This is a genomic window from Acidobacteriota bacterium (assembly GCA_003696075.1).
In the GTDB taxonomy this organism is placed as follows: domain Bacteria; phylum Acidobacteriota; class Polarisedimenticolia; order J045; family J045; genus J045.
Genome location: RFHH01000019.1, coordinates 1 through 11,979 on the forward strand (window position 1 = coordinate 1; position 11,979 = coordinate 11,979).

Annotated in this window: 10 protein-coding genes; 6 read left to right on the forward strand and 4 right to left on the reverse strand. The window is 70.3% G+C overall.

Going from position 1 to position 11,979, the window contains the following annotated elements:
* Together D6718_00900 and D6718_00905 are read left to right on the forward strand one after the other, a co-directional pair.
* Positions 1 to 271: hypothetical protein (locus D6718_00900; protein RMG48817.1), on the forward strand; the 271-nt coding region annotated here is incomplete at its 5' end.
* A gap of 151 nt (positions 272 to 422) precedes the next feature.
* Positions 423 to 2,435 carry an HNH endonuclease gene (locus tag D6718_00905; protein RMG48818.1) on the forward strand — a complete coding sequence of 671 codons (2,013 nt, stop codon included), beginning with the start codon at positions 423 to 425 and terminating at the stop codon, positions 2,433 to 2,435.
* Here the strand turns inward: D6718_00905 and D6718_00910 are convergent.
* From D6718_00910 to D6718_00925, 4 genes are read right to left on the reverse strand one after another with little or no spacing between them, the layout of a single operon-like run.
* Positions 2,368 to 3,342 (reverse strand): 1-deoxy-D-xylulose-5-phosphate synthase, encoded by a 975-nt coding sequence (locus D6718_00910; protein ID RMG48819.1) that lies wholly within the window; start codon positions 3,340 to 3,342, stop codon positions 2,368 to 2,370. The two genes, D6718_00905 and D6718_00910, sit on opposite strands and share 68 nt — an antisense overlap.
* Positions 3,343 to 3,370: 28 nt before the next feature.
* Positions 3,371 to 4,225: a transketolase gene (locus D6718_00915; protein ID RMG48820.1), complete on the reverse strand. Its 855-nt coding sequence runs from the start codon at positions 4,223 to 4,225 to the stop codon at positions 3,371 to 3,373.
* Positions 4,206 to 5,729 carry a radical SAM protein gene (locus D6718_00920; GenBank protein ID RMG48821.1) on the reverse strand — a complete coding sequence of 508 codons (1,524 nt, stop codon included), beginning with the start codon at positions 5,727 to 5,729 and terminating at the stop codon, positions 4,206 to 4,208. The genes D6718_00915 and D6718_00920 overlap by 20 nt, the downstream gene beginning before the upstream one ends.
* Positions 5,716 to 6,957 carry a hypothetical protein gene (locus D6718_00925; protein RMG48822.1) on the reverse strand — a complete coding sequence of 414 codons (1,242 nt, stop codon included), beginning with the start codon at positions 6,955 to 6,957 and terminating at the stop codon, positions 5,716 to 5,718. The genes D6718_00920 and D6718_00925 overlap by 14 nt, the downstream gene beginning before the upstream one ends.
* A 188-nt stretch (positions 6,958 to 7,145) precedes the next feature.
* Between D6718_00925 and D6718_00930 the strand changes: the two genes are divergently transcribed.
* From D6718_00930 to D6718_00945, 4 genes are all read left to right on the forward strand, one after another.
* Positions 7,146 to 8,207 carry a kinase gene (locus tag D6718_00930; protein ID RMG48823.1) on the forward strand — a complete coding sequence of 354 codons (1,062 nt, stop codon included), beginning with the start codon at positions 7,146 to 7,148 and terminating at the stop codon, positions 8,205 to 8,207.
* Complete coding sequence (locus tag D6718_00935) at positions 8,198 to 9,169, forward strand: NAD-dependent epimerase/dehydratase family protein (GenBank protein RMG48824.1); 972 nt, start codon at positions 8,198 to 8,200, stop codon at positions 9,167 to 9,169. The genes D6718_00930 and D6718_00935 overlap by 10 nt, the downstream gene beginning before the upstream one ends.
* Positions 9,045 to 10,391, forward strand: coding sequence for a DegT/DnrJ/EryC1/StrS family aminotransferase (locus D6718_00940; GenBank protein ID RMG48825.1), 1,347 nt, complete (start codon positions 9,045 to 9,047; stop codon positions 10,389 to 10,391). The genes D6718_00935 and D6718_00940 overlap by 125 nt, the downstream gene beginning before the upstream one ends.
* A partial coding sequence (locus D6718_00945) for a hypothetical protein (protein ID RMG48826.1) occupies positions 10,388 to 11,979 on the forward strand: 1,592 nt, incomplete at its 3' end. The genes D6718_00940 and D6718_00945, both read left to right, overlap by 4 nt.

Genomic DNA, 11,979 nt, shown 5'->3' on the forward strand with positions numbered 1-11,979 from the left:
AACCACCGCGGATTCTCCGGGCGGCCTCCGGCCGCACGGTGGCCACGGGAAGCCTGCCCAGTTCGCCGCGCGCGGCAGCATGTTCCCGAAACCTGGCTCAGAGCTCTTGGGGAAAGGCGTCCGCGTTCCTGGAACGGCCGCGGCCGTCCGGCGACGGACGTCCGTTCGCTCGGACGCCATCGCCGGCGCGCTCGAAAACGGGAGGAAACCCGGAAGCGAATTCTTCGCCGAAACGGTGATTTTCGTGCGTTTTTTGCAGTTTTTCGGTTGACGCATCCGTCACCTCGTGATAACATCAAAGCACTTTCAAAGCGTGAACGGCTCGGGACTCCGCGGTGACGTTCGGTATCGACACCAGAGCACGCCGAGAAGCTGCGAGGGATCCTTCGCGGCGCTACAGACCCGAGCTTCCGTTCGTTCGCGTGTCGGGGCGCCCGCTCTTCCCCGAGGAACTGGACGCCGTGGCGCTGGTCGTGCGCGGTCTGCTCGACCGCACGCTCCCGCCCGCGGCGCGCGCGGCGCGCACGATCGCCGAGCATGAGACATGGAAGGAGTTCGGCTACGCGCGCGCCGGTGACTTCTGCCGCGAGCGGTTCGGCCGGAGCGGGCGCTGGCTGCGGCGCCTGGCGGCGATCGGCCGCGCGCTCGCGCGGTCCGCGGAGCTGGAGCTCGCGGTCACCGGCGACGACGGCGGTCCCCCGCTGGGCCGGGAGGCGGCCTACCAGCTCGCGCGGTTGCCGGAGAACACGGCTCTCGCCCCGTGGATCGCGTTTGCGCGGCGGGCGAGCGTGCGCGTGCTGCAGCGCACGGTGCGCGAAGCTTTGGCGGGAGAAAGAGAAGCCCCGCCGGCGCCGGAAGCCGGCACCCCGGAAGACCGCTCGCTCGATAGGGAGGGAACGCCCGAGGAGCCGGGCGCCGGCACCTCTTCAGGCCACGAGGACACCGCCTGCGCTGCGGCCGGCGAGGACGCCGAGGGCCGCGCGCGGGTGACGTTGCGGCTGCCCGTCGCCGGTGCGGTGCTCGCCTGCTGGGAGGAGGTCTTCGATCTGCACCGTCGCGTGTGCGGCGCGGAGACGGGCGTCGTCTCCTTCGTCGAGGCGCTCGTGGCGGAGGCCGAGTCGGGACCGCTGCGGGAGGAGCCGCGGGATGACGAGAACGAGCCCCGGCCCGATCCACTGGAGGAGATTCCGTGGCGGCGCTGGCGCTCCCCGCGCGCTCGCTGGCGGATTCCGGTGGATCCGCTGCCGGACGAGGAGCGCGAGGGGTGGATCGACGTCCGGGAGTTGCGCGAGGTGCTCGGCCTTCTGCCGGCGTTGGGCCGGGCGGCCGGAGGCTGCGACCCGGTGGCCGCGGCGGACGCCCTGGAAGGGTTGCTGGACGTCGAAGAACGGGCACAGCGCATCTTCGGGGTGCTGCTCCAGGAGATGGCGGACCAGTGGGGGTTCCTCCAGCTCGGTTTCCGGAACATCGAGGAGTACGCGGAGAAGCGCCTCGGGATGTCGGGCGCGGCGGTGCGGGAACGGGTCTTCCTGGAGCGCCGGCTGGTCTGGCACCCGCACTGGCGGCAGGCCTACTGGGAAGGGCGGATCGGGGCGCAGAAGCTGCTCGTCCTCGTGCGCGGCCTGCGGGACGAACCGCTGGACGAAGCGAGTGAGCGGGCGTGGCTGGAGCTGGCGGAGCAGGTCACTTGCCGGCGGCTGCAGGACGAGATCCGCGCCGTGCGCAGGGAGCGATGGCTGTCGCGCGGGCCGCGGCGGGTGCCCTTGCCGGGAGACGACGCCCGCTGGCAGCGCTCGCAGCGCCGTGGTTACGGGACCACGCTGGACCACGTATGGGAGGCGGCGGAGACGCTCGTGCACGACGGGTTCCCGGCGGCAATGCTGACTCTGCGGCTCCCGCGCGACCTGGCGCGGTCCTTCCTGTCGGTGCTGAGCCGGATCGAACCGCGCCGGGAATGGATCGCGCGGCTGGAGGAATTGCGGCGAGCGGCGGAGCCGGAGGCGGGCGATCCGTGGACGTTTTCCGCCCCGTGGGCCGATCGGTCGTTCTCGTGGCGCCTGCTCTACCTGCTGCTCGGGTACGCCGAGCAATGGGACCGCGCCCCGGACGGCTCGCGCCGCGCGGAGCAGGAGATCTACGAGCGGGACGGCTGGCGCTGCCAGTCCCCCGGCTGCACCTCCAGGCGGAATCTGGAGGCGCACCACGTCGTCTACCGCTCGCGCGGCGGGGACGACGCGCCGGAGAACCTCGTCACCCTATGCCGCTTCCACCACCAGCGCGGGGAGCACGGCGACCTGTTGCGGGTCCGCGGAGCCGCCCCGCTCGAGGTCGTCTTCACGCTCGGCCGGGACGGGATCGGCGGGATTTTCAGGAACGACCGGCGGCTGCCAGACGCCCCTCCCGTGCCGCCGCCATCCAGCGGTCCACGCGCGTGACGATCCCCGGAACGTCGAGTCCCGCGTTTTCCCAGATCACCGAGCGGCCGCCCATCTCGAAAGCGAACCGGTCGTGCTGGCCGAGCCGCAGCAGGCGGCGGGGCTCTTCGCGGTCCGCGATCATCTCGGCGAACATTCCCCCGATGCCGCCGGCGCGGTAGTGCTCTTCGAGCGTGACGACGTTGGGCACCTCTCCGAGCGCCGCGAACAGCGCTGCCGCATCGACCGGCTTGATGCGGAACAGGTCGACGACACCCGCCGAAATCCCCCGGCGGTGCAGCTCCTCCGCCGCCGCCAGCGCCTGGCCGACCATCACACCGGTGGCCACGATCGCGCAGTCGCTTCCCTCCCGCAGCACCGCGAAACCCCGCGCGAGATCGGGAGCCGCATCGTAGATCTCCGGCAACCCGGCCCGGTCGAAGCGCACGTAGCACGGGCCGGCGTGCCGGTGGGTCCAGGGCGCCATCGCCGCCGCGGTCGTGCCGTCTGCCGGGCTGAGGATCGTCATGTTCGGCTGGACGCGCAGGATGGCGAAGTCCTCCACCGTGTGATGCGTCGGGCCCATGATGTCGTAGGCGTAGCCGGCGCCGACACCGAGCATCGTGACGGGCAGGTTCTGCGCGCAGACGTCGATCTTGATCTGTTCGTAGACGCGCGCCGTGATGAAGGGGCAGATCGCGTACGTGTAGACCTTCTTTCCCTCCAGAGCGAGTCCGGCCGCCATGCCGATCATCTGTTGCTCGGCGATGCCGACCTGGATGAACTGCTCCTTGAGGTTCGATGCGAACTGATCGATGCTCGGCGCTCCGTTGTCGGCGCTCACGATGTAGACGTCGGGATCGCTCACGGCGATCTCGTACAGCGCGTTGAAGAACGCATCCCGCATCCCGATCTTCGGCTTGGCCATGGCGGTCTCCGTGTGCCCCGGGTGTGGCTCAGGCCAGCGCCCGGCGCGCGATTTCGAGCTCCTCCCCCTCCGGAACGCGGTAGTGCCACCGCCGCTGGTTTTCGAGGAACGGAACTCCCTTCCCCTTGACCGTGCGCGCGACGACGGCGAGCGGTCCGCGGCCTCTCCGGTCCCGGATACCGTCGAGCGAGTCGAAGATCTGCCGGAAGTCGTGCCCGTCGATCTCCTTCGCCTCCCAGCCGAAGGCGGCGAACTTCGCGGCCAGCGGCTCGAGGGCGGGACCGTCGCTGCTCCACTCCATGTAGGCGTCGTCCCGGGGGTCGGTATGCCCGAGCACCCCCTGCCCGTTGCGGTCGACGATGACGATCAGGTTGTCGTAACGACGCGCTCCCGCGACGATGGCCGCCTCCCAGTTGGAGCCCTCGTACAGCTCCGCGTCGCCGGTGACCAGCACCACGAGGTGATCCTTGCCGTCGCGCCGCGCCGCCTCCGCCATTCCGGTCGCCACCGGCAGCCCGTGCCCGAGAGAGCCGGAAACGGTCTCGATCCCGGGCACGTGCCATTCGCAGTGCACGCCGAGCTTGCTGCCGCGCTGGGTGAAGCGATCCAGCTCCTCGCGCGGGAAGAAGCCGAGATCGGCGAGGATCGGGTAGAGCCCGATGCCCCCCTGCCCCTTGCTGAGGATGAACCGGTCACGGTCGGGCCAGTCCGGCTGCTCCGGCCGGACCCTCAGGATTCCCCCGTAATAGAGTGCGACGAGGAGCTCGGTCTGCGAAAAGGCGGACGTGACGTGACCGCTCTTGGCGCTCACCGCCATCTCGAGCACGGTGCGGCGCACCCAACGGGCCTTCTGCTGCAGCTCTTCAAGCGATCTGTGCGACACGGGCCTCCTCCATCTCCGGCGTCCAGGCGAATTCCCGCTCGAGGCGGATCTCGGTCAGCCGGCGGATGTGCCGCACGGTCTCCGTCCCGAACGTGCGGCGGATCATCTCGAGATAGCGCGGATTGGTGAAGTAGACCTGCCACGCCCAATCGCGGAAAGCGAGGACCTGCTCGCCGCTGAGCGTCTCGGTCGGCAGGGGCCGAGTCCAGCGCGAATGCTGCGAGTAGTGGTGCCACTCCGCCGGGAGCGGCCAGCCCTCGGCCACCGCCCGCTCGTACAGCGCCGACCCGGGATAGGCCGTGGCGCAGTAGAAGTTCGCCATCTCGCAGTTCAACTCCATCGCGATGTCGAGCGTCTCCTGCATCGAGTCGAAAGTGTCGTCCGGTAGTCCGAAGATGAAGTTCCCGATCACGAAGATGCCGGCGTCGCGGATGCGCTTCACCGTGTCGAAGATCTGCTCGCGCCCGAACTTCCCCTTCCTTACACCGTCGCGGACGAACCGACTCGCCGACTCGATACCGAGGCAAAGCCAGCGCACGCCCGCTTTCCGCATGAGCGCCAGCGGTTCGCTCTTCACCGTATCGACGCGCGCGTAGGCCCAGATATTGAGATCGTCGATTCCCTCGCGGACGATCCCCTCGCAGATGGCGAGGTAGTGTTTCTCGTTCAGCACGAACATCTCGTCCGCGATTTTGAGGTTGCGAACGCCGTACTCCGTGCGGAGCTGCTTGATCTGCCCGACGGTGAACTCCGGCGGCCAGTAGCGGAACGAGGACTTCCCGAAGGGCGCGTTGATGCAGCAGAAGGAGCAGCGGAACGGACAACCCAGGCTGGTGTAGATCGAGCCGTACGGCGTCCGCCGGTCGAGATGGCCGAAGCAGTGCCAGTTGTGTGCCCGGTAGCGCTCCATCGGCAGCAGGTCCCAGGCGACACCGGGGAGCAGCTCCGGGAGTCGCTCCGCCGGGATCAGCGGCGCGCGGGGATTCGATTTCACAGCCCCGTCCGCGCGGTACCACAGCCCCGGCACGTCGTCCCAGCGCCGGCGGTCGGAGGGATCGTCGAGCGCCAGCAGGGCCCGCAATGTGTGCGGACCCTCCCCCTCGCAGACGGCGTCCACCTCCGTCTCGAGCAGGGTGCGCTCCGGGAGAGCCGAGGGGTGGCCGCCGAGGATCACGACCGGTGCGTCGGTTCCTTCCCGCCGGAGCGCGGCCGCGACCTCGCCCGCGGCCGTCATCGTCTGCGTCGATGCTGAGGGCTGCTGCCCGTACACGACGATCGCCACGAGGCGGGGATCGAGGCGCCCGGCGCGAGCGGCGATCTCCTTCGCGGAGAGCCCCTCCGCCTCCTGGTCGACGATCGCCACCTCGTATCCCGCGTGTCGCGCCGAGTTGGCGAGCATCCCGGCCCAGATCGGCGGCTCGATCGCGGCGTACTCCTCCGCGAGTTCCTGGTAGATCAGCCGGCCGTTGCCCGGCGCGATCACGAGCAGATCAGGTCGCGACATGGGACGCCTCCTCGATCGTTGGAACCTGCATCCCCGGCGCGGTCTCCCGTGCGGATCGGGGCGGGGACCAGTGATCGCGCCGGGGCGGATCGGCAGGCTCCGGCAACTCGTCAGACTCGAGCGCCACCCGCGCCGCCTCCGCCAGCGGCGGCCAGTCGGCGTGCCGCAACAGAAGGCGGGTGAACTCTTGCGCGGCGGCGCTCACCGCCCGGGGCGGACCGCCCCGGGGAAAGATCGACGCAGTCCAGCGAAGGGCGAGATGGCACAGCGCCAGCGCGGCGGCGCGATTCGAGGGGGCTCGCTCCGCGGCGGCGCGCAGCCTGGGAAGCAGCCAGGCCGCTCCTCCCGCGAGGATCTCCCGCGCTCCGATCGCCGCGAGGTGCAGCCACTCCGGATCGGGGCCGCTCACCGCCGGTGCGGGCACTTCGTAGCCGAGATCGGCCATCACGTCGACGGCGAGCGGCGAGAGCAGAAGAGACGCCTTCCGCTCGGGCCACTCGCGCCATTCCGCGGCGCATCCGCGCCGCGCCGTCTGCCAGGCCCAGCCCGTCTCCCGCGCGTGGCGGGCCACCGCCGCTCGGAGCCGCTCCACCGACGACGATTCGACCGCCGCTTCCACGGCCTCTCGAGAGCGCGAGAAGCCGAAGTGACCGAGCACCCGCTCGACGGTCGCCACGGGCTCCCGTCGGGCGTCCTCGAAGCGGACGATGAGGAGCGGCATCGCCGCTCCGGCGGCGCGCCAAAAGGCGACGAAGAGCGCCCAGGTGTCCGCCGGTGGCAGCCCGAAGCACCCCGGAAAGTGGTCCGGCCACTCGGTGGACTGCTCGAGGTAGCGCTCGAGCGGCAGCTCGGAGGCATGGTCGCGCCTCCACAGCGAGTGCACCGCGTCGCGCACGTCCCGCACGAACAGCACCGCCGGCGCCGGTCGCCGCGCGAAGCGCAGCTCGTGGCCCCAGACGACCTCCGAGCCGGGTTCGAAAGCGAAGACCCGCTCCGGGGCGGCGGCCGCGAGGTGCCAGCGCAGGTGCTCCCACGCGAGGCAGGTCATCCGGGACCCCTCGGGCCCCTCCTCCCAGTGACGGCCCTGCCACTGCGAGTAAGTGGCGCGGATGCCCAGCTCGAGCAGCACGTTGACGAGCCAGGACAGCCCGCAGCAGAACGGTGGCGAAGCCAGCCACAGCTGGCGGGCGGCGCCTTCCGCGGGCGCCCCTCCGCTCGGACGGTCCATCGATCGGTCTCTCCTCCCGTCAACCTCGGTTCCGGAGGACTCCGGCGCAAGCCGCAGGGAGCCGGGCGGACTCCGGCGGGGCCGATCCGGTTCCTTGACGCCCGTCAGGCAGGGCCCGAGATTCGCTGGGAGCGTGCAGCGGCTGGCGAACGGCCGCAGATGACCCCGTACCGGGGTGGGAGCCAGCGATGATCATCAGCCGGACCCCGTTCCGCGTGTCGTTCTTCGGCGGCGGGACCGACTATCCGGCATGGTACCGGCGCCACGGCGGCGCCGTGCTCGCCGCGGCGATCGACAAGTACTGCTACCTCACCTGCCGCTACCTCCCCCCGTTTTTCGACCACCGCTACCGGTGCGTCTACTCCAAGATCGAGTCGGTCCAGAACATCGAGGACATCGAGCATCCGGCCATCCGGGCCGTGCTCGGCTACCTCGGAATCGACCAGGGTCTGGAGATCCACCACGACGGCGACCTCCCCGCCCGCAGCGGGATGGGATCGTCGTCCGCGTTCACCGTCGGGCTTCTGCATGCGCTCCACGCGCTTCGCGGCGAGATGCTGTCGAGCCACCAGCTCGCGTTGGAAGCGATTCACGTCGAGCAGGAAGTGATCCGCGAGACGGTCGGATCGCAGGACCAGATCACGGCGGCCTACGGCGGGTTCAATCACATCATCTTCCGCGAGAACGGTGACTTCGAGGTGCACCCTGTCACGATCTCGGCGGAGCGGATGCGCGAACTCAATGCGCACCTGCTCCTCTTGTACACGGGTATCAAGCGGACGGCCAGCGACATCGCCTCCAGTTTCGTGACCAGAATCGACGAGCGGCGGCGCCAGCTCCGGATCATGGCCGATCTCGTGCGCGAGGCTCTCACCGTGCTGACCGGCAGCGGCGGGCTCGAGGCCTTCGGCGAACTGCTTCACGAGGCGTGGCTCGTCAAGCGGTCGCTCAGCAACGCGGTGTCGAACGAGCGCGTGGATTCGCTCTACGAGCGCGCCCGGCGGGCCGGAGCCATCGGGGGCAAGTTGACCGGGGCCGGCGGGGGCGGGTTCCTCGTCCTGTTCGCACCCCCCGAGCGGCACGAACGGATCCGCGCAGAGCTGGCGAATCTCATCCATGTGCCCTTTTCGTTCGACCGCTCCGGAAGCCAGATCATCTTTTTCGACCACGAGCGCGATTACAGCGAGCAGTCGCGCATCCGCGCGCAGCAGAAAATCGACGCCTTCCGGGAGCTCACGCCGTGCCCGTGAACCCTCCGGAACCGGATGAGCCGATCCTGCTCGCGGGAGCGGAGACGCTCGCGGGCCGGGCGGTCGCGGTCGAGCTCGCGGAGCGGGGATACCGGAGGATCGTGCGGCTGTCCTGCGATGAGATCGCTCCGCTGCGCGCGCAGGAGATCGACCGGCTCGTCGAGAGGACCCGTCCGCGGTGGATCTTCGTTGCTGCCGGAAGGTCCGGCGGCATCGCGATGAACCGCGAGCGCCCCGCCTCGCTGATGCTCGGCACCCTGGCTGCGGCCACGACGGTGATCGAGTCGGCGGCGCGCCATGGTTGCGGGCGCCTGCTGTTCTTCGCCAGCTCCTGTTGCTACCCGCGTTCGCACCCGGAGCCGATGGGGCCGGAGCTGTTCGGGACGGGAGATCTCGAGCCCACCAGCCGCCCCTACGCGATCGCTCGGATCGCCGCGGCCGAGCTCTGCCGCTCGCTGAGGCAGGAGCGGGGCTGCGACTTCGTCGTCGCGGTGCCCTCGCACCCCTTCGGCGGCGGCGCAGAAGGAAATCCCCGCCAGGCACACGTGGTGCCGGCGCTGCTCGCGCGGTTTCACGATGCGCGGCGTGCCGGAGCCTCGCGCGTCGTCCTCTGGGGAACGGGACGCCCGCGCCGCGACTTCATCTACTGGCGCGATCTCGGCAGCGCCGCACTCACGGTGATGGAGCGGTACCCCGGCGGGGGCCCGGTCAATCTCGGCTGCGGCATGGACGTTTCGATCCGCGAGCTCGCTCGGGAGGTCGCGTCCGTGGTGGGCTATCGGGGAGAGATCGCCTTCGACCCGTCCCACCCCGACGGGGCGCCCGTGAAGCTCCTCGATGCCACCGAGCTGTTCGAACTCGGATGGCGGCCCCGATGGAACTTGCGCCGCGCGCTCGAGGAGGCCTACCGGGAGCTTGCGGCGCGGCGGAAAGAGGTGCCGGAAGCGCCGCAGCCGGCGTGAATCCGGCAGCAGACGGACCGAGGAGGAGGATCCGATGTCCCGCTCGACGCTTCCACGCATCCGGCTCGCCGAGGCCACGATCGACGCCGACGACCTCCGTTCTCTCGCGGAGTGGCTGGCCGGGAACCCGTGGCTGACGATGGGCGAGCTCACCCGCCGGTTCGAGCGGCGGTGGGCGGAATGGCTCGGGGTGCGCCATGCGGTGTACGTGAACTCGGGCTCCTCGGCCAACCTGCTCGCGTACGCGGCGCTCGATCTCTCGGGTCGGCTCCGGAACCGCAAGGTGGTGGTGCCGGCGGTCAGCTGGGCGACGACCGTGGCGCCGGCGTTCCAGCTCGGCTTCGAACCGATCGCCTGCGACGCCGACGAGAGAACGTTCGGGCTCGACCCGGACCACCTCGAGTCGATCTGCCGCCAGCACGAACCCGCCGCCGTCGTTCTCGTCCACGTGCTCGGCGTGCCGGCCGCGATGGAGACGATTCAGGAACTGCAGGACCGATACGGATTCGTCCTGTTCGAGGACTCCTGCGCTGCGACCGGCTCGCGCTACGACGGACGCCGGGTCGGCACGTTCGGCGCGATCAGCACGTTCTCCTTCTACTTCGGCCACCACATCTCGACGATCGAAGGCGGGATGGTCTGCACCGACGACGAAGCGCTCTGGGAGCTCTTGCTCCAGCTTCGCTCGCACGGCTGGGCCAACGAGCTTCCCCCGGCGCGAGCGAAGGAGCTCGCCGACGCGCACGGCATCGCGCCCTTCAACCGGCGGTTCACCTTTTACGTCCCCGGATTCAACGTGCGGCCGACCGATCTCGGCGCTTACCTCGGCCTCCGGCAGATGGAGAAGATCGACGCCGTTGTCGCCGCACGGATTCGCAATCACCGGCGATACGCCGAGCGTCTGGGCCGGACCGGGACGCTGGCGATCCAGTCCAACGCACGCGCCGAGATCTCGAGCATATCGTTCGCGGCGCTCGCCTCCACCCCCTCGCACCGGGAACGGATCGCGCGGGCGCTCTCCGACGCCGGGATCGAAACGCGCCCGCTCGGGGGCGGGAACATGACCCGGCAGCCGTTCTGGCGCGCCCGGCTCCATTCCGTGACCCTACCGATGGCCGACCGCATTCACGACACGGCCTTCCACCTGCCGAACCACCCCGGCCTGACCGCTGATGACATCGACTTCGTCTGTGACACGGTGCTCGGCGTGGAGGCGGAGTGAGTCGGAGCGCCCGTTCGGATTCCGGAAACGGCTTTCCGCTCGATCTGGCCGGCGGCGACTGGACCTCGCTCGCGGCGGCCGGTGACGAGCGCGACCTGGAGACCTGGGCGGCACGGGGACTGATCGCCGTTCCCGGGGCTGCGGAGGTGCTCGCGCGCTTTCCGGGAAAACCGGCGCGCCTGGCCGAGGCGGCGGCCCGTTTCGTCGCCGGAGACGCCGCGCGCGCGGAGGAGATCCTGGCCGGCCTCGCCGGCGCCGAGGCGGCACGCCTGCGTTCCTGGATGGTCAGGCCGGTGATCGACGTGCTGGCCTTCCTGCCCGCGCAGAAGCGGGCCCCGCACGGGCTGGCCCTCGCCGACAGTTCCGACCCGCGCTTCCGCCTCTGGACCGTGTCCTGCCGGCCCGGCTCGCGGATCGCCAACCGCCCTTTCGCCACGCTCGGCGAGTTGATCCCACGGGGAGTGAAGCCCGACCTGATCGTGGTCGAAATGGTCGAATGGCACATGCTGCCCGTCGACCTCGACCGGGCACCCTGCCCGGTGGTCGGTTTCACGGCCGACTACGACCTCCACATCCAGGCGGTGCACGAGTGGCTCGAGCGATTCGACCTGCTGCTGGTCACCGACACCACCGAGTGGCGCGATGTGAAGAAACTGGTCGAAGCGCCCGTGGTGACCTTTCCCAAGGTCTTCGGCGTGCGCGACGATCTGCCGCCTCTGCCCGACCGGGAACGCGACACGGATGTCTTCTTCTCCGGATCCGTGTTCCATCCGTATCACCCGGACAAAGTTCGGCTGATCCAGGAGCTGCTCGCCCGAAACGACCTCTCGGTCGAGTTCGTCGACGGGTTTCTCTCGGACGAGGCCTACCTCGACAAGCTCACCGGCGCGAAAACGAGCTTTTCGTTCATTCGCCACCCTGGCGCCATGCCGACCCGGGCGCTCGAAGCGCTGGCGATGGGCTGCGCCGTCGCCGTGCAGGAGGGGTCGTCGCTCCTCCTCTACCTCGGCGAGTCGGAAGGGCTGCGCCCCTACCCCCCGGGGCCGGGACGTCTGGCCCAGGCGCTGGCCGCGCTCGCCCGCGACCCGGAACGCGAGCGCCGGGCGCGCCGCGGAGCCGCGCGTGTCCGGCAACTGTTCGGCATGCGCCGCGTGGCCGGAGAGCTGTTCCGAGCCGTCGCGATGCTCGCCGCCCTGCTGCCGGGAAGGACGCGCCGGCCGCGGCGCGTCGCGGTGCCGCGGCGGACCGTGCTCGCGCAGGGCTGGCTCCCGAGCGGCGCCGATCACGAGACCCTCAAGCGGCTCGCGCGCGAACACGTTCGCCGGTTGCCGGAGCGGGTGGCCGCCGGCGAGGGGGCCCGCGCCACCGCCGAGGTCGTGCGCGAGATGGTCCTCGAACACGCCTCGGTGGCGCGACGGGTCGGTCCTCGCCGCTGGGGAAGGCGCTTCGTCGCCGACTGGATCGCCCTCCAGGGACGCCTCGTGGATGCCGAGCCGGACAATCTCGTCCACCGCTTCAACTTCGTCCGGCTGGCCTTCCACTACGGGCGTCTGGCCGAGATCGCACGGGCCCGGCGCGTCGCCGAGGA

What these genes read in the sequence shown, in the direction of transcription:
- D6718_00910 (RMG48819.1), bottom strand. Translation starts at nt 3,342, where the DNA reads ATGGCCAAGCCGAAGATCGGGATGCGGGATGCGTTCTTCAACGCGCTG.
- D6718_00920 (RMG48821.1), bottom strand. Translation starts at nt 5,729, where the DNA reads ATGTCGCGACCTGATCTGCTCGTGATCGCGCCGGGCAACGGCCGGCTG.
- D6718_00925 (RMG48822.1), bottom strand. Translation starts at nt 6,957, where the DNA reads ATGGACCGTCCGAGCGGAGGGGCGCCCGCGGAAGGCGCCGCCCGCCAG.
- D6718_00930 (RMG48823.1), top strand. Translation starts at nt 7,146, where the DNA reads ATGATCATCAGCCGGACCCCGTTCCGCGTGTCGTTCTTCGGCGGCGGG.
- D6718_00940 (RMG48825.1), top strand. Translation starts at nt 9,045, where the DNA reads ATGCCACCGAGCTGTTCGAACTCGGATGGCGGCCCCGATGGAACTTGC.